The sequence below is a fragment of the Methylomonas albis genome (assembly GCF_014850955.1).
GTDB classification, from domain to species: Bacteria; Pseudomonadota; Gammaproteobacteria; order Methylococcales; family Methylomonadaceae; genus Methylomonas; species Methylomonas albis.
Genome location: NZ_JACXSS010000001.1, coordinates 3697208 through 3718007, shown reverse-complemented (window position 1 = coordinate 3718007; position 20800 = coordinate 3697208). Strand labels below are relative to the sequence as shown.

Below are 20800 nucleotides of genomic sequence, written 5' to 3'. Positions count from 1 at the left end.
CTAATGTTTGAGAAAATTGTTATCGCCAATCGCGGCGAGATTGCTTTGCGCATTTTGCGGGCCTGTCGCGAATTGGGCATTAAAACGGTGGCGGTCTATTCAGAAGCAGACCGCGATTTAAAACATGTAAGACTGGCTGATGAAGCCGTCTGTATCGGGCCGGCCGCATCGGCTGGTAGCTATTTGAATATACCGGCAATTATCAGTGCGGCCGAAGTGACGGATGCCGAAGCCATCCATCCCGGCTATGGTTTTTTATCCGAAAATGCGGACTTTTCCGAGAAAGTCAGCCAAAGCGGTTTTGTATTTATTGGTCCGAGGCCTGAAACCATTCGCATGATGGGAGACAAAATTTCCGCAAAGAAAGCCATGCATGCTGCGGGTATTCCTTGTGTGCCTGGGAATGGCGATCCATTGGGTGAGGACGAGGAAACTAATCTGAATATGGCCCGGGAAATCGGTTATCCCGTGATCATCAAAGCGGCTGGTGGCGGCGGCGGTCGCGGCATGCGTACAGTGCACACCGAAAGCGCGTTGCTGAATGCAATTGCAATGACCAAAGCGGAAGCCGGTACCGCATTCGGGAACAGTACCGTTTACATGGAAAAATTTTTGGAAGATCCTCGCCATATCGAATTTCAGGTTTTAGCGGATTCGTTCGGCAACGCAATACATTTGGGCGAGCGCGATTGCTCTATGCAGCGTCGCCATCAAAAAGTCGTCGAAGAAGCGCCGGCGCCGGGTATTACCGAAGAGCAACGTAAACAAATGGGCGAACGTTGCGCGCTGGCTTGTCGAGAAATTGGCTATTTGGGCGCCGGTACTTTCGAGTTTCTCTATGAGAAAGGCGAATTTTATTTCATTGAAATGAACACGCGAGTGCAGGTTGAGCATCCGGTGACCGAGATGATTACCGGTTTCGATATTGTGAAGGAACAGCTGCGCATCGCTGCCGGCGAGCCTTTATCGATCACGCAAGAGCAGGTGAAGTTTACCGGTCATGCCATCGAATGCCGTTTGAATGCGGAAGACCCGAAAACCTTTATGCCCAGCCCAGGAGTGATCGATCAATTCCATATGCCGGGTGGCCCTGGTATCCGTTGCGAGACGCACATCTATAATGGCTATAAAGTGCCGCCGTATTACGATTCTATGATTGGCAAGCTAATCGCGCACGGCGACGATAGGGCCAGCGCGATTGCCCGGATGAAGACCGCGCTGAGCGAAATGGTGATAGACGGCATCAAAACCAACATCCCTTTGCAACAAAGCATTATGGCTGACGCGGCCTTCGCCCTGGGGGGGCAAAATATCCATTATCTGGAAAAGAAATTGGGTATCCATTAATCAGTTTGGGGATGAGTATTGTGGAAATGACGTGTTTATCCCCAGCTAAAAGCTCTTTATAACTATGGCCTGGCATCAGCTTTCCATCATTACCGACGAAACCACCGCTCCTGACGTATCGGAGTTTTTCAGCGAATTGGGCGCGGTTTCGGTGACTTACAGCGATGCCGATGATGAGCCGGTTTACGAGCCTGCCATCGATCAAACTAAAATCTGGACTCGTACTCGGGTCACTGCCTTGTTCGAGCTCGATACCGATCCGGATATTGTTCGCAACTTGCTGTTCAATCAATTCATCGGTCAGCCCTTGCAGGAATGGGTGGCCGAGGTTTTGCAGGATCAGGCCTGGGAGCGGGCGTGGATGGAGCATTTCCAGGCAATGAAATTTGCCAATCGTTTGTGGATTTGTCCCAGCGGTCAGGAAAGGCATGAGCCAGGCACGGTTTGTATGACCTTGGATCCGGGTTTGGCTTTCGGTACTGGAACGCATCCGACTACGGCATTGTGTTTAGAATGGTTGGCGGATAACGATATTAAAGACAAAGTATTAATCGACTACGGTTGTGGCTCGGGTATTCTTGCCGTGGCAGCGCTGTTACTAGGCGCCAAGCAAGCGCATGCGGTCGATATTGATCCGCAAGCCTTGACTGCCAGTCAATACAACGCCGAAAAAAACCAGGTGGAACAACGTATCAATTATTATCTACCTGAACAGTTTTCCGCGTTTGCCGCGGATTTGGTACTTGCCAATATTCTCGCCAAGCCGCTAATCGAGCTGGCATCAACCATTGGCGCGTTGGTCAGGCCAGGTGGGCAGTTGGTTTTGTCGGGGATTTTAAACGAACAGGCTGAGTCTGTAGCGGCAGCTTATCGCGAATGCGGTTTCATTGTCGAACCGCCGGTTAGCCAGGATGACTGGTGTCGATTGGATGCCTATAAACCTGACTAAATCGATGTATAGTCGATGTCCGCATTGCGATAAGCAACACGAAATTACTGTCGAGCATTTACGGCAACGGCGTGGATTGTTGAATTGTTCGGCATGCGGCAAATCTTTCGATACGCTACGATTTCTTAGTGAACAGGAAGACGCAGTATTAGCCGACGATTTGCATTATCAGGATAAGCAAATTTCAGACAGGCGGCCGCAGACTCCGGCGGTTTGGCTTGTCGCAACCAGCTTAATGTCGGTACTGTTACTGGCGCAAGTACTCTATTTCGAAGGCTATCGTTTAACTATGCAGCCACAGATCAGGGTAGGTTTGGATAAAATCTGTTCCGCGATCGCTTGCCGGTTACCGCCTTATAGAAATCGTGAGGAGTGGAGTGTTTCGCATAGCAACTTGCAGGTTCAGACTGATGGCAGCTATTTGTTTAGCGCTGCAGTTAGCAATCAAGCGTTATTTACGCAAATAGTGCCCGATTTAAAATTGACCTTGTTGAATTTTAATGGACAGGCAATTGCCGGGCGTATGTTTAGCGCATCCGAGTATCTGCCCAAACTAACAAGTCTGGCCACCGAACAAACGGTTGAAATTCGGTTGGCTGTTGTGGCACCTACCGCTCCAATAGGCGGTTATACCTTTAACTTACTTTAGGGCAACATGAGCTACCCGCAACTCTTTCTGAAAAAAAACGAAGACAAACGCCTGCGACAAGGGCATTTATGGGTGTTCAGTAACGAGGTCGATAGCCAGCGCAGTCCGTTGGAGCAATTTACGGCTGGCGACCTGGTTCTTGTTCATGATGCTGGCGGTAAGGCTTTGGGCGTAGCTTATCTGAATCCTCATGCATTAATTTGTGCGCGATTGCTGACGCGTAAAACCAATATCAAAATCAGCGAAAACTTTTTTAAAGCGCGTTTGACCCAAGCTTTGGATTTGCGTGAGCGCTTGTTCGACAAACCTTACTATCGCTTGGTGTTTGGCGAGAGCGATGGTCTACCGGGCTTGGTGATTGATCGCTTCGGTGCTGTGCTTTCCGTGCAAATCACCACGGCGGGAATGGAGAGACATAAGGATGTGTTGGTCAAGATTTTGCTTGAGCTACTGGAGCCAACGGCTATTCTGCTGAAAAACGATAATAGTCAACGCCAATTGGAAAATCTGTCATTGGAGCCGGAGTTGGTTTACGGCGTGCTGCCCGAGCAGTTACTGATCGAAGAAAACAAGGTGCGCTTTATCGTTAATGTCGCGGAAGGCCAGAAAACCGGTTGGTTTTACGATCACCGCAATAGCAGAGCGCAGTTGGCGAAATCCTGTCGTGGTTTAAAAGTGCTGGATTTATTCAGTTATGCCGGCGCTTGGGGTATTCCTGCGGCGGTTGCAGGTGCTGCTGAAGTGTTTTGTGTCGATAGCTCCGAAAGCGCGTTGGCGTTGGCCTCGGCTAGTGCGGAATTGAATCAGGTGCAAGATAAAATGCAATTCGTGCGTAGTGACGTATTTGAGTTTTTGAAGCAAGCGCGTGAACAGCAACAGCATTACGATGTGATCGTGCTAGATCCGCCGGCGCTGATTAAGCGAAAAAAGGATTTCAAAGCGGGTTACGAAGCCTATCGCCGATTGAATCATTTGGCGTTACAAGTTTTGTCGAATAATGGTATTTTGGTATCGGCATCGTGCTCGCATCATTTAAGTAGAGATAATCTACATGAGATTTTGCGTTCTTCGGCGCGGCATATTGATCGGCATCTGGTGTTTTTTGGCAGCGGTAGTCAGGGCCCGGATCATCCGATTCATCCAGCTTTGCCCGAGACCGATTATTTGAAAACATTTTTCTGTGCGGTATCCAGCCGGTTATAGCAAATCATGGCGGATTCTAAGCCCAAGTGCGGTCTATGCAGTCAGCGGGTGTTGATTCCCGGATTTGAGCTCAATACCGTGCTAGGCCAAAAAAAATTCTGTTGCGAAGGTTGTCGCAGCATTTTTCAACTGCTCAATAGCGAGCAAATAATAATAACGACTCCAGAGGAGAAACCAACATGAAAGCCTGCGAATCTTGTGCGGACCGTGTCAATATTGGCTGCCATCATAAACAGATGCCGGTTATATCGAGGGCTATCGGCTTGCTGTTTATCTATTTGCCGATCTTGACCTTGCCGTTTGTGATTGCCAGCGCTTATTTGACTTATTGGAGTCTGAAATTGGTGGGTGCTCAAAATGTTAAAAAATGGGGCGATTTTTTACCGGCTAGGGCGAGTCACCGTTATGATTTAAAAAACCAGATTACGATGGACGGGTCATTTAAATACAGTATGGCGCAATCGAAATTATTTTGGATTTTGAATTGCACCTGGTATTGCCCGGTAAGTGTTGGTTTGTTCGAGTGGCATGCTTATTTGGTGAAAGTAGTGGAAAACTGGTGGTGTCCATTTACACACGAGCGCAAAAACAGCTATACCGACGGCGCAATCGATCAATCTTTTTGGCATATTTATCCAGAAGAGAAAGCCAAATTGAATGAAGAAGACAAAAAAAATCCGATTTTCACAGTGGATACCGAAGCTTAACAGAGGGATTCGGCTTGTGATGAGGTGTCACCTGGCTTTAATAAAGCCTGGAGATAATGGTTGGATTTACCGGTTGGCGCTATTGCGATTGGGCGGTTTAGTAAGCTGGACGAATTGTCGATACTGCATCACGAATAGTGTCGGTATGGGACAAATTTAAACATCAATTCTTATTTTCGACACGGAATGAATACAGAGAATACGAAACCGACCATTATCTGGTCATTATGGGGTGCGGCTTTATTGCTGCTTTGCGTGGTGTTCAGGGATAGCCTTATTGAAATGGCGACGACATGGACTAACGTCGAGGAATACAGTCACGGCTTTTTTATACCTGTTATCACCATTTACTTGTTGTGGGCACGGCGCGGCGAGTTGGTTCTAGTTCAAGCGTTTAAAGCATCGCTTCCAGGCCTCATTGTTATTGGCATAGGCTTAATTCTTTTTATCCTGGGTGGATTGGCAACCATAAAAACCATGGAGCAATATGCTTTTTTGGTCGTTTTGACGGGGATGTTTGCCTGCGCATTCGGTATGCGCGGGTTGCGGGTTGGTGCTATCCCTTTGTTGTTTTTAATCTTCATGGTGCCTTTTCCCTCATTCATCCTGAATAATCTTTCGTCGAAACTGCAATTAATTTCATCCTGGCTGGGCGTGGAATTCATTCGTGCTTGCGACATCATGGTTTACCTGGAAGGGAATGTTATCGATTTGGGTAGTTATAAGTTACAAGTGGTCGACGCTTGTAGCGGTTTGCGATACTTGTTTCCGTTGGCTAGTCTGGCTTTCTTGTGCGCTTATCTGTTTAAAGGGCCGTTCTGGCAGAAGTTGTTGATTTTCCTATCGTCGATGCCGTTAACTATTTTTATGAATAGTTTTCGGATAGGTGTCATCGGTGTGCTGGTCGATAATTGGGGCACGGAGATGGCCGAAGGCTTTCTGCATGATTTTGAAGGCTGGGCAGTGTTTTTACTGTGCATGCTGCTGCTATTTATTGAAATGTGGGTTTTTAGCCGAATTAGCGGCAGAAAACTGGCGATGGGTGAATTGGTGCAGATTCCGGAAGAATGGAGTCATACAGCACGTCGAGAAATCGTCGTGGTGTTGAACAAATCGGTGTTTGCCGTATTGCTCTTGCTTTGTATAGGAGCGGGTGCTTCAGAGATATTTAAAGGGCGGGAAGACATTATTCCGGAGCGTAAAGCGTTTTTAACGTTTCCCACTAAATTGGGAAGTTGGCAAGGGCGTAATGACTATTTGACGCAGTTTTACCTAAACGAGTTGAAATTGACCGATTATGTTATTGTCAATTTCATGCAGCCCGAAACCCGTAATAGTGTCAATTTTTATAGCGCTTATTACCAGTCGCAACGCAAGGGCGCAGCAGTGCATTCACCGCGCAGTTGCATTCCCGGTGATGGTTGGCAAATCAGCAGTTTCGAGCAGCGCGAGTTCGCTGATTTGCAACTGGATGGGCAGGCGTTACAGGTAAATCGAGCCATTATCCAAAAAGGCGAAAGTAGACAGTTAGTGTATTTTTGGTTTCAGCAGCGTGGTCGGATGATTACCAATGAATATATGGTGAAATGGTACCTATTCTATGATGCCATTACTATGAATCGTACCGATGGAGCGCTAATTCGCCTGGTTACGCCCGTGGACAAGGTCGAAGATATTGCTGTCGCCGATCAACGATTACATCTGTTTTTAAAAGATTTGCTACCAGAGTTACCGGCTTATTTGCCGGGTAAAGTAATTGTGCCTGTTTATACGGCTTTGCCGGGCTAACAAAATATGGTGGTGGTTTAATTGCTTTCCGGCTTGGAAACGTTTATGTCGAATTTGACTCAGAAGAAAAGGAGCTGTAAATGAGTAGTAAAAAAGCGTTGATTACTGGCATAACCGGTCAAGATGGATCCTATCTTGCTGAGTTTTTGCTGGAGAAAGGCTATGAAGTGCATGGTATTAAACGGCGTTCGTCTTTATTTAATACCGAGCGAGTAGATCATATTTATCAAGATCCGCATATCAAGGACCCCAAGTTTTTCCTACATTATGGCGATTTGACCGATAGCTCGAATCTGACGCGGATTCTCAGTGAAATCGGTCCCGATGAAGTCTATAACTTGGGGGCTATGAGCCATGTCGCTGTATCGTTCGAATCTCCGGAATATACCGCAGACGTTGATGGCATGGGTACATTACGGCTTTTGGAAGCCATTCGTTTTCTCGGCATGGAGAAAACCACACGTTTTTACCAGGCATCAACTTCTGAATTGTACGGGTTGGTCCAGGAAATTCCGCAAAAAGAGACTACGCCGTTTTATCCAAGATCTCCCTATGCGGTAGCCAAACTCTACGCGTATTGGATCACCGTTAATTATCGTGAAGCTTATGGTATGTATGCGTGTAACGGTATTTTGTTCAATCACGAATCGCCGCGTAGAGGTGAAACTTTCGTGACGAGAAAAATTACTCGCGGCCTCAGCAATATCGCTATTGGTCTGGATAAGTGCCTATACATGGGAAATATGGATTCTCTTCGAGACTGGGGGCATGCTAAGGATTATGTGCGCATGCAATGGATGATGTTGCAGCAAGATCACCCCGAGGATTTTGTAATCGCCACGGGTGTGCAGTATTCGGTAAGACAATTTATCGAAATGTCAGCTAAAGAATTGGGTGTATCTATTCGTTGGGAAGGCTCTGGAGTAGACGAAAAAGGGTATATTGTTGCTATTGTCGGTGACAAAGCGTCTGGTATGGTGGTTGGTCAAAACATCGTCGCTATTGATCCGCGCTATTTTAGACCTGCCGAAGTGGAAACGCTGTTGGGTGATCCTAGTAATGCCAAGAACAAATTAGGTTGGGTGCCGCAGATTACGTTACAGGAAATGGTAGCCGAAATGGTGGCTTATGATCATGAGCAAGCGCAAAAACATGCTTTACTGAAAAAACAGGGTTATAACGTGGCGGTTAGCCGGGAGTAGCAGCATGGTTGAGAAGCAAGATAAGATTTATCTGGCGGGCCACCGAGGTATGGTGGGTTCGGCTATTTATCGGCAATTGGTTGAGGCCGGTTATCAAAATATTGTGGTGCGTACGCATGCTGAATTGGATTTGACCGATCAAACGGCTGTGCGGGTCTTCATGGAACAAGAGCGTCCAGATCAGGTGATTTTGGCTGCTGCCAAAGTAGGCGGTATCCATGCCAACAATGAGTATCCGGCGGAGTTTATCTATCAAAACTTGATGATGGAAGCCAATGTGGTTCATCAGGCTTGGCTGGTTGGATGTAAACTACTGTTGTTTTTGGGGAGTTCTTGTATATATCCAAAATTCGCTGAACAGCCGATGCGAGAGGGTGCTCTGTTGACGGGGGGGTTGGAATCAACCAATGAACCCTATGCAATTGCCAAGATTACCGGTATAAAATTGTGCGAGTCTTACAATCGCCAATATGGCGTGGAGTATCGCTCAGTAATGCCGACTAATTTGTACGGTGAAAACGATAATTTTCATTTGGAAAATAGTCATGTTATCCCCGCGTTGATAAGAAAGTTTCACGATGCCAAGGTTAGCAATTCGCCAACTGTCAGTGTATGGGGAACCGGTAAAGCTATGCGCGAGTTTTTGCACGTCGAGGATATGGCTGCTGCTTGTCTACACGTAATCGCTTTGGACAAAGAGCAATATCAATCTTGTACTGAGCCCATGCTGTCGCATTTAAATGTTGGGACTGGTGAAGATGTAACGGTTCGTGAATTGGCTGAAACCATCCAAGATGTCGTTGGTTATCAGGGGCAAATTAGTTGGGACAGTACCAAGCTGGATGGTACTCCGCGAAAATTGATGGATATCTCAAAGCTTAAGTCTCTGGGTTGGCAGCCGAAAATTGCGTTAAAAGAAGGGCTTGATCGCACCTATCAATGGTTTGTCGAGCATCAAGGCCAGTTTAAAGCGCAATAGTTAACCAAAATTGAGAAATCCCCCGACTCCTCTGCCGGGGAGACAGCAAGAGTTTGACATTTAGAAGATCCATCAGGAAGCTCGAGAGCGTGAGCCGTCAAGCAAGCGCAAGAGGAGAACCTGATGAACGAGAACGAGAGCTTAAGCCACTCGAAATGGGAGTGCAAATATCACGTTGTGTTTATTCCGAAGTGCCGTCGTCGAACGCTGTATAGGGCGTTGCGCAGGCATTTGGGCGAGGATTTCCGAAAGCTCGCAAGCCAGAAAGAAAGCTGAATACAAGAGCGCCAGCATTTTTCGGTAAAGCTGAAATGGGTCCCATCCGATTTCAGCGCGAAAAATTGCTGGCAGTTTATGCCTTCGGCGGCCCCGATTCGTCCGCGTCACCTCGTTTCGACCCAACTGGGGGTCGAAACATCGGCTCTCGCATGACTTGACGCCGTGTCGCGATGCCTTGCAGGTTGTCTCCGCTTCGCTGCGAAAACCCGCCCGGCGCTAAGGCTTCCAGGGACTACTCAACCTTCACTCGCTAGCGCATCGTTGGTGAGTAAACCACAGGCATGCATTGGCTTTCAGCAACTCAAATGCGCGCATTACTTGCCATTTTGAAATGACAAATGGCTTTGTCTCGCTCACATCATCCTCCTGCCATTCGACAGTTGTGACATCAACAAAAGTTGCCTGATGCTGCCCCTTCGCTCCAGGTTCATTACAAACGCTTCTTTGCTACTACGAGGAACTCCGCCCCAGTATCATGCATCGGTATTCTCATACTCATCAATTTAGTAATGTAAGCAACCATCCGTTCTACATGTAAAAAATATTTGTCCTGCGGCATCCTGTGATTATTTGACCAGGAGAAGTAATGGCGATTACATCGAAATGGCGTTAGTATATTGAAGCGTGGCAACGCAGTGGTCTATCGCAAGCAGGGTATTGCGCTGAGCAGCATATTGACCTCCGCACGTTCACGGTGCGGCTGAGCGACTATCGCAAATTATCGGCGACCGTATCGTCTGCCCTGATACCGGTGCAGGTTGAGCCTGCGCCAAGTGGGGCGATTGTGTTTACGCATGCTCAAGGCCATCGCTTGGAATTACCGGCTTCCGTGTCAGCGAACTGGGTCGCGGAGTTGTTGCGATGCTTGGCTTGATCGATACCCCATCGCAAGTTTGGTTGGCAGTAGCGCCGGTCGATATGCGGCGGGGCCTGGATGGTTTGTCGATCATCGTTCAGCAGAACCTGGGGCATTCGCCTTGTGCCGGATCTGCGTTTATCTTTCGCAACCGAGCTGGCAACCGATTGCGGCTGTTGCTGTGGGATGGTAGTGGCATGTGGTTATGCCAACGGCGTTTGCATCAGGGCAGTTTTGTCTGGCCGAGGGCTGACGATGTTGTTTTTGCGATCAGTCAGGCGCAGTGGCAATGGTTGGTTGCCGGTGTCGACTGGCAGCGGCTATCGGCAAAATGTCAACCCGATTGGCATGTCTAACTCGGTGAAAAGACTCGCTTCAATCCTATGCAACTCCAGTAATATCAAGGTTAATAGGGCTTGTTACGGTATAATAGCCGTTATGAATTCGCTTTCTAAACTCGATCAATTGAACCTGGATCCTGCTGCCAAAACCGAGGTGGCGGCATTGATTCAATCGCTGATCGAGCAGGCGGAACGGGATGCTAAGATCATCCAAGCCAAAGGGGCCATCATTAATGCCAAAGACGTCAAAATCGCTGCGCTGACGCACGAACTGGCTTATTACAAGCGCATCCCGATTTAGTACTAAAAGCGAAGCCTTGGCCCCGTTGCTGCGAGATGTGTTCGAGGAAACCTGGATACCGACATGTCGGCCATCGAAGCTGAAGTCGAACAACTCCAAGACACGAACCCTTGTGAAACGGTAGTCCGCCCGAAACGCCCACGCGCCGGTCTTCAACCCTTTCCACCTCATTTGCCGCGCGTCGAACATCGTCACGAACCGGCATCTTGCACCTGCGGCCAATGCGGGCGCGATTTGATCAAGATCGGCGAAGACATCAGCAAACAACTGGATGTCGAGCCGGCCAAATTTTTCGTGCATCGGCACATTCGTCCGCAATATGCAGGATAAAGCCCCCGACTTTGCTGGTGCGTATTCTGATTAATTTGAACAGTGATTCTGGCCGAACTTGAACACCTAAAACCTAACGCATCGGTGGAAGTGAATTTTTACTCTAGGTGTTCAACTTGGGTCAAGGAATTCATTATTTTTCGCATCGATTCCCCTTTCAAATTTATCCGGTGCGAGTTGTGAATCAGTCGATCTAAAATAGCGTCGGCCAAGGTATTATCCCCAATGGATTGATACCACTGTTCTGTTGGCAATTGACTGATCATGAGGGTTGCCGATTGCTGATAGCGGTCATCCATAATTTCCATCAAGTCATTTCGGGTGGCGGCGTTTAAAGGTTCTAGGCCCCAGTCGTCAATGATGAGCAAGTCCAGGCCGGCGATGGCTTTGAGCAATTTAGGGTAGCTGCCATCGGCTTTGGCTTGCGTCAAGGCTAGGATGAGGCGCGAAAGCCTGTAATATTTGACGCTGTAGCCTTTCAAGCACGCTTGAGAACCCAGTGCGCAGGCAATATAGGTTTTGCCGCTGCCGCAAGGACCGGTCAGTAACAGGTTCTGGGCTTTGTTGATCCAGTCACACAGCAGTAACGAGGCTATTTGTGACTGCTGTAGGCCCCTGGTGTGTTGATAATCAATGTCTTTGGCCGGCCCTTGAGTTTAAATTGCGCGGCCCGTATCAAGCGATCCTGCTTGCGCTGGTTTCGGTCCTGGTCTTCATGATCCACTAAAAATTGCAAGCGTTCGGCAAAGGCCAAGCCTTCATAGGTGCCGGGCTGTTCGAGTTGAGTTTGAAGTGCAGAAGCCATGCCGCTGAGTTTGAGATGCCGTAGTTGTTGGAGTGTACTTTCAATCATGGTGTGAACCTGTTTGTTGCTAGGAATAAACACCGGGCTTCGGAGCATGCCCTTGAAAATAATCAAGGATTGGCCGCCCCTATGCCCGATGGGATGGGTTTAATGATTAGTGAAAACTGTGGGCTCCGCGAATGTTTTCATGGTCTTGAGGCAGCAAGGAAATTTGCACCGGCACGGATTCGGTAGCTTGTCCAGGTTGCTTTGCAAAATGGCTTTGACGTTTTTCAATTTGAACAGTGAGTCTTTATTGCCCAGCGCACAGGCTTGATTCAAACGTTCGGCGGGATAGCTGCGGCTCAGGCTCAATAAACCGAGACAGACCCGGTAGGCTTGCTCGGGGTGTTCTTTACGCCGTAACTGCGCTTTGACCCAGTCAAGTACCTCGGGCCCGATAGATTGTGCCCAGCTCATTAACCTGCCTGGCGTCCATTGCTGATGCCTGGCGTGGCGTTCCGGCATGTGCCCTGGTTCCGTGGTGGTGCCGGGATAGAACCTCCTGACATGGCTGGCGATGCGTTTACCGTGAAAATAGACTTCAATCAGCTGGTCGCCGGCATGCAGTTCAACCGGTTCGCCGACACAATGATGGGGGCACCGAGTAAAGATGTGCATCCTAGATAATGTGGTAATCGATATTGACGCGGGCGGTTTTGATGTCAGTGTACTGATAAGCGTACCTGGGTAATGGTGACAGCGCCGGCCGGTCCAGTTGTTCGAACCACTGCCGACGGTTGCCCGGCCATTGCTTGAACGGCTTTTGATTCAACGCCGTCAATAAGCCACGAATACATTGGTTCAGCTCAGCCAGGGAGAAAAAGGTTTGATGCCGGAGTTTGGCCATGATCCAGCGTTCCACAATCTGAACACCGACTTCGGCCTTGGCCTTATCCTTGGGTTTATAGGGCCTGGCAGGCACCACGGCGACCGCATAATGGGCCGCCAGTTGTTGATAACTGGGATTGAGTTCGGGTTCGTAACGGCAAGCTTTATTGACCCCGCTCTTTAAATTGTCCGGAATCAACATCACCGGTGTACCGCCGAAAAACTCAAAGGCGCGAACGTGACTACTCAACCAATCCGGCAGGCTCTGGCTCCAGGTGGTCTCGGCGAAGGTGTAATTGGATGCGCCCAACACCGCCACAAAGATTTGCGCGCTACGGATTTCGCCGCTGGATGCGCACACCACCGGTATCGTGGGCCCGGCATAATCGATAAACAACTTCTCGTCGGCGCGATGCGCTTGGCGCATGGAGCGTTTTTGCTTCTTCAGTCAATCGGCATAGCGGGCGCAGAACTGTGAGTAGCTATAGCAACGGTTCGGATAGTGTTGGGCATACTCTTCCCACAGCAATTGCTTGGTGACGCCTTTTTTCTTCAACTCCAAGTGGGCTTCTGTCCAGACCGGCTCCTGGTATTTGGCTGAAGGCCGGGCATCCGAACGGGGATAAAACTTCAGGGCTAAGGTTTGATCATCCCAATCGTCCGGTATCGGCCAGGAAAGGTTTAAAGCTTCGGCCCGTTTCAACAGGTTTTGAATGCTGCCGACGCTGATCTTGGTGCTGACACTGATTTTCCGGATGCTCAATCCGGCGCTGAAACTCAGCCTAAGAACTTCTCTTAAATTTCGCATGGTTGTTCTCTTTGCTAGCATATCCTTTCCAAAAAAAGGCGGAAAGAATAGTCTGGTTGGATAAACAATGCGTTAGGTGGGATTCTGGCAACCTGAACAGCGATTCTGGCATGTTGAACACCGATTCTGGAAAATCCAAAAAAGTGTTCAGCTTGAAACCAGAATCAGTGTTCAAATTAAATCAGAATCGGTGTTCAGATTGGACCAGAATGAGTGTTCAGGTTGAGCCAGAATACGCTGGGCGATATTTACTCCAGGCTCGCATCCGCGCTCGCGTAAAGGCTTAAGGGTGCTGAATAAAATAGTGCTTGACGCCTAGAGTTTGTATGACTAGAATGGACGGCTCTTCACTGCTAAAGCAACTTGGTTTTGGTGGTAAAGCGGTCGGCTTGGTTCGGCGGGTTTGAGGCTGTTGATTGGTGGATTCGTTTTTTTTTTTTTGGTGTTTCGGTTTTTTGAAATGACTTAAAAATAAATTTGACAGAAACTGAAAACGCTGTAGAATACGTCGGCTCAACAGGGCAAAGTGCTCTGGCTCTTTAACAAACTAAATCGAAATAATTTGTGTGGGTATGTGTGATGGCGATGCTCTGTTATAGAGATAGTCGACACAGAAACCACGTCAATTCGCAAGAAAAGATGTTCTGTAGTCGAGCCAAGATTGGTTACTAATCTTGTTTAGTAACAAGTTAAAATTAAACTGAAGAGTTTGATCATGGCTCAGATTGAACGCTGGCGGTATGCTTAACACATGCAAGTCGAACGGTAGCAGGCCTTCGGGCGCTGACGAGTGGCGGACGGGTGAGTAATGCATAGGAATCTGCCTATTAGTGGGGGACAACGTGGGGAAACTCACGCTAATACCGCATACGCCCTACGGGGGAAAGCTGGGGATCTTCGGACCTGGCGCTAATAGATGAGCCTATGTTGGATTAGCTAGTTGGTAGGGTAATGGCCTACCAAGGCGACGATCCATAGCTGGTCTGAGAGGATGATCAGCCACACTGGGACTGAGACACGGCCCAGACTCCTACGGGAGGCAGCAGTGGGGAATATTGGACAATGGGCGAAAGCCTGATCCAGCAATACCGCGTGTGTGAAGAAGGCCTGAGGGTTGTAAAGCACTTTCAATAGGAAGGAATACCTATCGGTTAATACCCGGTAGACTGACATTACCTATACAAGAAGCACCGGCTAACTCCGTGCCAGCAGCCGCGGTAATACGGAGGGTGCAAGCGTTAATCGGAATTACTGGGCGTAAAGCGTGCGTAGGCGGCTTGTTCAGTCAGATGTGAAAGCCCTGGGCTTAACCTGGGAACTGCATTTGATACTGGCAGGCTAGAGTTTAGTAGAGGGGAGTGGAATTTCAGGTGTAGCGGTGAAATGCGTAGAGATCTGAAGGAACACCAGTGGCGAAGGCGGCTCCCTGGACTAAAACTGACGCTGAGGTACGAAAGCGTGGGTAGCAAACAGGATTAGATACCCTGGTAGTCCACGCCGTAAACGATGTCAACTAACTGTTGGGTTCTTAAAGAACTTAGTAGTGGAGCTAACGTATTAAGTTGACCGCCTGGGGAGTACGGCCGCAAGGCTAAAACTCAAATGAATTGACGGGGGCCCGCACAAGCGGTGGAGCATGTGGTTTAATTCGATGCAACGCGAAGAACCTTACCTACCCTTGACATGTCGAGAATCTTTCAGAGATGAGAGAGTGCCTTCGGGAACTCGAACACAGGTGCTGCATGGCTGTCGTCAGCTCGTGTCGTGAGATGTTGGGTTAAGTCCCGTAACGAGCGCAACCCTTATCCTTAGTTGCCAGCGCGTAATGGCGGGAACTCTAGGGAGACTGCCGGTGATAAACCGGAGGAAGGTGGGGACGACGTCAAGTCATCATGGCCCTTATGGGTAGGGCTACACACGTGCTACAATGGCCGGTACAGAGGGCTGCGAACTCGCGAGAGTAAGCGAATCCCAAAAAGCCGGTCCCAGTCCGGATCGCAGTCTGCAACTCGACTGCGTGAAGTCGGAATCGCTAGTAATCGCGGATCAGAATGCCGCGGTGAATACGTTCCCGGGCCTTGTACACACCGCCCGTCACACCATGGGAGTGGGTTGCAAAAGAAGTAGGTAGTTTAACCTTCGGGAGGGCGCTTACCACTTTGTGATTCATGACTGGGGTGAAGTCGTAACAAGGTAGCCCTAGGGGAACCTGGGGCTGGATCACCTCCTTACAAAGACAGAGTAACTGTCATACGTACTCACAACAAATTATTTCGATTGAAAGACGCACCTGGGTCTGTAGCTCAGTTGGTTAGAGCGCACCCCTGATAAGGGTGAGGTCGGAGGTTCAACTCCTCCCAGACCCACCAACGCATAAAAGGCGAAAGCGACAAGGCGAATACGAACAGACAATGATTCTGGCTAGAGTGGAACATTGGGCGAAGTCGGATTTTGGCTTGAGTCTTGGTCTTTAGTCTGTTTTAGGGGCCATAGCTCAGCTGGGAGAGCGCCTGCCTTGCACGCAGGAGGTCGGGAGTTCGATCCTCCCTGGCTCCACCATCATGCTGAACGCTGAGGGTAAACCAGTTCGTCATAAGTAGATAGTCGATGTTAGGACGTCAGCGCTATAAGGTTTTATCTCAATGAGTAGATAAAGACTTTATAGCATTGGTATTCGTACCGATAGCTCTTTAACAATATGGAAATCTGTAACTATAGTAACGATCAGCAATGATCGAACTAAAACGAGTTGCGGTTTGAATGACGTCATTCTCGAAAGAGAACGGCAGAGGTCAGGCAGCATGTCGTTCTCAAGCAGAAAAAATCAGCGAAAATGTCAGCTGACAGTATAACCAAAGTACAGACGTATTCGGGTTATATGGTCAAGTGAATAAGCGCATACGGTGAATGCCTAGGCAGTAAGAGGCGATGAAGGACGTTGTAGCATGCGAAAAGCTTTGGGGAGCCTGCAAACTGGCTGTGATCCAGAGATGTCCGAATGGGGAAACCCGGCGTGCATAAGCACGTCATCTTTGAGTGAATACATAGCTCACTGAAGCGAACCCGGAGAACTGAAACATCTAAGTACCCGGAGGAAAAGAAATCAACCGAGATTCCCTAAGTAGTGGCGAGCGAACGGGGACTAGCCCTTAAGCTAGGATAAGGTTAGTGGAACGGTCTGGAAAGTCCGGCGATACAGGGTGATAGCCCCGTACACGAAAACCTTTTTCTAGTGAAATCGAGTAGGTCGGAGCACGTGAAACTTTGACTGAATATGGGGGGACCATCCTCCAAGGCTAAATACTCCTTACTGACCGATAGTGAACTAGTACCGTGAGGGAAAGGCGAAAAGAACCGCGGAGAGCGGAGTGAAATAGAACCTGAAACCGTATGCGTACAAGCAGTGGGAGCCCCTTCGTGGGGTGACTGCGTACCTTTTGTATAATGGGTCAGCGACTTACATTTTGTGGCAAGCTTAACCGAATAGGGGAGGCGTAGCGAAAGCGAGTCTTAATAGGGCGTTTAGTCGCAAGGTGTAGACCCGAAACCGGGCGATCTATCCATGACCAGGCTGAAGGTTGGGTAATACTAACTGGAGGGCCGAACCCACGTCTGTTGAAAAATACGGGGATGAGTTGTGGATCGGAGTGAAAGGCTAATCAAGCTCGGAGATAGCTGGTTCTCCTCGAAAGCTATTTAGGTAGCGCCTCGTGTATCACTGCTGGGGGTAGAGCACTGTTTCGGCTAGGGGGTCATCCCGACTTACCAACCCGATGCAAACTCCGAATACCAGCAAGTGCAAGCACGGGAGACACACGGCGGGTGATAAGGTCCGTCGTGAAAAGGGAAACAGCCCAGACCGTCAGCTAAGGTCCCCAAATCTATGCTCAGTGGGAAACGATGTGGAAAGGCACAGACAGCCAGGAGGTTGGCTTAGAAGCAGCCATCCTTTAAAGAAAGCGTAATAGCTCACTGGTCGAGTCGGTCTGCGCGGAAGATTTACCGGGGCTAAGCATAGTACCGAAGCTACGGATTTGCGCGTTAAGCGTGAGTGGTAGAGGAGCGTTCCGTACGCCTGCGAAGGTCGATTGAGAAGTCGGCTGGAGGTATCGGAAGTGCGAATGCTGACATAAGTAACGATAAAGGGGGTGAAAAACCCCCTCGCCGAAAACCCAAGGTTTCCTGCGCAACGTTAATCGACGCAGGGTTAGTCGGCACCTAAGGCGAGGCTGAAAAGCGTAGTCGATGGAAAACAGGTTAATATTCCTGTACCAGTAGTAACTGCGATGGGGTGACGGAGAAGGCTATATCAGCGGTCGGTTGGAAGTGGCCGTTTAAGCAGGTAGGCATGCATCTTAGGCAAATCCGGGGTGCTTTATGCTGAGACGTGATGACGAGCGGTTCGAAAGAGCAGCGAAGTGATAGATGCCCTGCTTCCAGGAAAAACCTCTAAGCTTCAGGTTACTAGTGGCCGTACCCCAAACCGACACAGGTGGGTGGGATGAAAATTCTAAGGCGCTTGAGAGAACCCAGGTGAAGGAACTAGGCAAAATGATACCGTAACTTCGGGAGAAGGTATGCCCTCATTACGTGAAGTGACTTGCTCACGGAGCGGAAGGGGGTTGCAAAAAATCGGTGGCTGCGACTGTTTAGCAAAAACATAGCACTCTGCAAACACGAAAGTGGACGTATAGGGTGTGACGCCTGCCCGGTGCTGGAAGGTTAATTGATGGGGTTATCTTCGGAGAAGCTCTTGATCGAAGCCCCAGTAAACGGCGGCCGTAACTATAACGGTCCTAAGGTAGCGAAATTCCTTGTCGGGTAAGTTCCGACCTGCACGAATGGCGTAACGATGGCCACACTGTCTCCACCTGGGACTCAGTGAAATTGAAATCGCTGTGAAGATGCAGTGTACCCGCGGCTAGACGGAAAGACCCCGTGCACCTTTACTATAGCTTGACACTGGACTTTGAACCTACTTGTGTAGGATAGGTGGGAGGCTTTGAAGCGGGAACGCTAGTTCTCGTGGAGCCAACCTTGAAATACCACCCTGGTATGTTTGGAGTTCTAACCTCGACCCGTTATCCGGGTTAGGGACAGTGTCTGGTGGGTAGTTTGACTGGGGCGGTCTCCTCCTAAAGAGTAACGGAGGAGCACGAAGGTACCCTCAGCCTGGTCGGAAATCAGGCAATGAGTGCAATGGCATAAGGGTGCTTGACTGCGAGACGGACAAGTCGAGCAGGTACGAAAGTAGGTCATAGTGATCCGGTGGTTCTGTATGGAAGGGCCATCGCTCAACGGATAAAAGGTACGCCGGGGATAACAGGCTGATACCGCCCAAGAGTTCATATCGACGGCGGTGTTTGGCACCTCGATGTCGGCTCATCACATCCTGGGGCTGAAGCAGGTCCCAAGGGTATGGCTGTTCGCCATTTAAAGTGGTACGCGAGCTGGGTTCAGAACGTCGTGAGACAGTTCGGTCCCTATCTGCCGTGGGCGTTTGAGATTTGAGGGAAGCTGCTCCTAGTACGAGAGGACCGGAGTGGACGAACCTCTGGTGTTCCGGTTGTCATGCCAATGGCATTGCCGGGTAGCCACGTTCGGACAGGATAACCGCTGAAAGCATCTAAGCGGGAAGCCCCTCCCAAGATGAGATCTCACTGGGACTTTAAGTCCCCTGAAGGGCCGTCGGAGACTACGACGTTGATAGGCACGGTGTGGAAGTCCAGTAATGGGCGTAGCTAACGTGTACTAATTGCCCGTGAGGCTTGACCATATAACACCCAATGCGTTTGGGTAACAGTTGACAAGCTGATAACTAACTGAGAACGACAAGCTCGATACAGATTTCCATGAACAACAGGTCAGAGGCAAACTCTACGCTAAGCGTGAAAGCGGAAAGCAAGATCAGCCTAACAGCGAAAGCTTATAACCTGTGCATGATGGCTGCAACAACAGCCAAACCAGTTTGCTTGGTGAACATAGCGAGCGTGAACCACCCGATCCCATCCCGAACTCGGAAGTGAAACCGCTTAGCGCCGATGATAGTGTGGCAGGTTGCCATGTGAAAGTAGGTCATCGCCAAGCTCTTATACCAAAAGCCCCTCTAATACTAGTGGGGCTTTTTTTTGGCCTGACTACCTGCAATAGCTTCAAAATTACTACAGCGGTTGCTAGAATCAGGTTACGATAATTATTCAGTGAGTATAGTCATGAGTGTAGTAGACAGAATCCAAGCCCAATTAGCCAGTAACCCGGTAGTGTTGTACATGAAAGGTACGCCCGATTTTCCACAATGCGGGTTTTCCAGTCGGGTTGTGCAGGCATTGGAAGCCTGCAACGCCAATTACGCGCACGTTAATATATTTGAAGATCCGGAGTTGCGTGACGCGCTAAAAGAATACTCTCATTGGCCGACCTATCCGCAGCTGTATATCAAAGGCGAATTGGTGGGCGGCTGCGATATCGTCATGGATTTGTATAGCAAAGGTGAGCTAACCAATATGCTCGCTAATAGCGGAAATAAACTCTAAGTGCTAAAGGTCTACAGCAGGGTCTCTCCTAGCCTAAAAATCGCGATGGGCCTAGCGTCATGGTTCGCCCTCTACTTAACATGCTCTCAATTAAGTTTAGTGATTGGAGCTCAGTCAATAATGTAATGTGCGATATATCGCTAATTGAGTAGATTTATGTCGCTTCGTACTCGCTTAATTTTTTCCATCGGTTGATAATCAGGCAAAACAACTCGGCGGTTTGTTCGGCGTCGTAGAGTGCTGAATGTGCTCTCTCGTTATCCCAGGTAAATCCGGCGGCTTGAGCAATTTTTGCTAGGACTGTTTGACCGTACATTAACCCTCCCAGTGTTGCAGTGTCGAAGCTACTGAATGGGTGAAATGGACTCCGTTTATGGTTTGTACGCTCTATAGCAGCGTTTAAAAAGTTGATATCGAAAGCAGGGTTGTGACCAACCAAAATCGCCCGTTTGCATTCGTTACGCTTTACCGCGGCTTTTATGGGGGTAAACAGTTTAGTTAGCGCATCCTTCTCTTCTATAGCCATACGGAAAGGATGGTACGGGTCGATACCGGTAAATTTGAGAGCCGCGTCATCCAGTTCGGAGTTTTTGAAGGGGATAATATTGCAGTGATGTTTTTCGGTGATATGTAACCAACCATCGGTGTCTGGTTCAACTATAACTGCGGCGATTTCCAAGAGTGGGTTTTTTTTCGAATTAAAGCCGGCGGTCTCTATATCGACAATAACAGGAAGGTAACCTCTAAAACGGTTGCCTAACGGATTTAGGTTTATTTCCATTGAGTTGTGCTTGGATAGAAGAGTCGATTGTACTGTATGTTACGTGAGTTTTGGATCGGTATAAACAATATT

The 20800-nt window shown here is 49.0% G+C and carries 14 protein-coding genes, 2 tRNA genes, 3 rRNA genes and 3 pseudogenes; 18 read left to right on the top strand and 4 right to left on the bottom strand.

What is annotated here, in order from left to right:
• Positions 1–3: 3 nt before the first annotated feature.
• The 12 genes and pseudogenes from accC to EBA_RS25025 form a co-directional block, all read left to right on the top strand.
• Entirely contained in the window at positions 4–1347 is a 1344-nt protein-coding gene (accC, locus tag EBA_RS17115; protein WP_192375821.1) for an acetyl-CoA carboxylase biotin carboxylase subunit, read from the top strand.
• 64 nt (positions 1348–1411) lie between these two features.
• On the top strand, positions 1412–2296 hold the full coding sequence (prmA, locus tag EBA_RS17110) for a 50S ribosomal protein L11 methyltransferase (protein WP_192375820.1): 885 nt from the start codon (positions 1412–1414) through the stop codon (positions 2294–2296).
• Positions 2259–2945 (top strand): zinc-ribbon and DUF3426 domain-containing protein, encoded by a 687-nt coding sequence (locus tag EBA_RS17105; RefSeq protein WP_192375819.1) that lies wholly within the window; start codon positions 2259–2261, stop codon positions 2943–2945. Before prmA ends, EBA_RS17105 begins: the two co-directional genes overlap by 38 nt.
• Before the next feature lie 6 nt (positions 2946–2951).
• Positions 2952–4148: a class I SAM-dependent rRNA methyltransferase gene (locus EBA_RS17100; RefSeq protein ID WP_192375818.1), complete on the top strand. Its 1197-nt coding sequence runs from the start codon at positions 2952–2954 to the stop codon at positions 4146–4148.
• Positions 4149–4327: 179 nt separating this feature from the next.
• The gene (locus tag EBA_RS17095) at positions 4328–4855 is read left to right on the top strand and encodes a hypothetical protein (protein ID WP_192375817.1); all 528 of its coding nucleotides are present in this window, start codon (positions 4328–4330) and stop codon (positions 4853–4855) included.
• 186 nt (positions 4856–5041) lie between these two features.
• Entirely contained in the window at positions 5042–6643 is a 1602-nt protein-coding gene (xrtD, locus tag EBA_RS17090; protein WP_192375816.1) for a VPLPA-CTERM-specific exosortase XrtD, read from the top strand.
• An 80-nt stretch (positions 6644–6723) separates the two neighbouring features.
• The gene (gmd, locus tag EBA_RS17085) at positions 6724–7845 is read left to right on the top strand and encodes a GDP-mannose 4,6-dehydratase (protein WP_192375815.1); all 1122 of its coding nucleotides are present in this window, start codon (positions 6724–6726) and stop codon (positions 7843–7845) included.
• A gap of 4 nt (positions 7846–7849) precedes the next feature.
• Positions 7850–8824 carry a GDP-L-fucose synthase gene (fcl, locus tag EBA_RS17080; protein ID WP_192375814.1) on the top strand — a complete coding sequence of 325 codons (975 nt, stop codon included), beginning with the start codon at positions 7850–7852 and terminating at the stop codon, positions 8822–8824.
• 123 nt (positions 8825–8947) lie between these two features.
• Positions 8948–9097: pseudogene (locus EBA_RS17075) on the top strand (transposase); the annotation flags it as partial.
• A 622-nt stretch (positions 9098–9719) separates the two neighbouring features.
• Positions 9720–9977, top strand: a complete 258-nt coding sequence (tnpA, locus tag EBA_RS24965; protein ID WP_407663602.1) for an IS66 family insertion sequence element accessory protein TnpA — start codon at positions 9720–9722, stop codon at positions 9975–9977.
• Positions 9965–10315 (top strand): IS66 family insertion sequence element accessory protein TnpB, encoded by a 351-nt coding sequence (gene tnpB, locus EBA_RS17070; protein ID WP_192375813.1) that lies wholly within the window; start codon positions 9965–9967, stop codon positions 10313–10315. Before tnpA ends, tnpB begins: the two co-directional genes overlap by 13 nt.
• A gap of 82 nt (positions 10316–10397) precedes the next feature.
• Positions 10398–10925 (top strand): annotated as a pseudogene (locus EBA_RS25025) (IS66 family transposase zinc-finger binding domain-containing protein); the annotation flags it as partial.
• A gap of 104 nt (positions 10926–11029) precedes the next feature.
• Here EBA_RS25025 and EBA_RS24750 read toward each other — a convergent pair.
• The 3 genes and pseudogenes from EBA_RS24750 to istA all read right to left on the bottom strand — a co-directional run bounded on the left by EBA_RS24750 (position 11030) and on the right by istA (position 13435).
• A complete protein-coding gene (locus tag EBA_RS24750) occupies positions 11030–11512 on the bottom strand; it encodes an ATP-binding protein (protein ID WP_324615380.1) in 483 nt (160 codons plus the stop codon).
• Positions 11513–11523: 11 nt separating this feature from the next.
• Positions 11524–11784, bottom strand: coding sequence for an ATP-binding protein (locus EBA_RS24745; protein ID WP_324615362.1), 261 nt, complete (start codon positions 11782–11784; stop codon positions 11524–11526).
• Between the two features lie 106 nt (positions 11785–11890).
• A pseudogene (gene istA / locus EBA_RS17050) lies at positions 11891–13435 on the bottom strand (IS21 family transposase).
• A 676-nt stretch (positions 13436–14111) separates the two neighbouring features.
• Here istA and EBA_RS17045 point away from each other — a divergent pair.
• From EBA_RS17045 to grxD, 6 genes are all read left to right on the top strand, one after another.
• A 16S ribosomal RNA gene (locus EBA_RS17045) occupies positions 14112–15645 on the top strand.
• A gap of 61 nt (positions 15646–15706) precedes the next feature.
• Positions 15707–15783: transfer RNA gene (locus EBA_RS17040), tRNA-Ile, on the top strand.
• A gap of 114 nt (positions 15784–15897) precedes the next feature.
• Positions 15898–15973 (top strand) — tRNA-Ala (locus tag EBA_RS17035).
• A 321-nt stretch (positions 15974–16294) separates the two neighbouring features.
• Positions 16295–19190: ribosomal RNA gene (locus EBA_RS17030) — 23S ribosomal RNA — on the top strand.
• 195 nt (positions 19191–19385) lie between these two features.
• Positions 19386–19501, top strand: a 5S ribosomal RNA gene (gene rrf, locus EBA_RS17025).
• The 16S, 23S and 5S rRNA genes sit together here with 2 tRNA genes alongside, the layout of an rRNA operon.
• A gap of 125 nt (positions 19502–19626) precedes the next feature.
• Positions 19627–19947 carry a Grx4 family monothiol glutaredoxin gene (gene grxD, locus EBA_RS17020; protein ID WP_192375812.1) on the top strand — a complete coding sequence of 107 codons (321 nt, stop codon included), beginning with the start codon at positions 19627–19629 and terminating at the stop codon, positions 19945–19947.
• Positions 19948–20101: 154 nt separating this feature from the next.
• Here grxD and rnt read toward each other — a convergent pair whose 3' ends face one another.
• Positions 20102–20728, bottom strand: coding sequence for a ribonuclease T (gene rnt, locus EBA_RS17015; RefSeq protein ID WP_192375811.1), 627 nt, complete (start codon positions 20726–20728; stop codon positions 20102–20104).
• Positions 20729–20800: the final 72 nt, after the last annotated feature.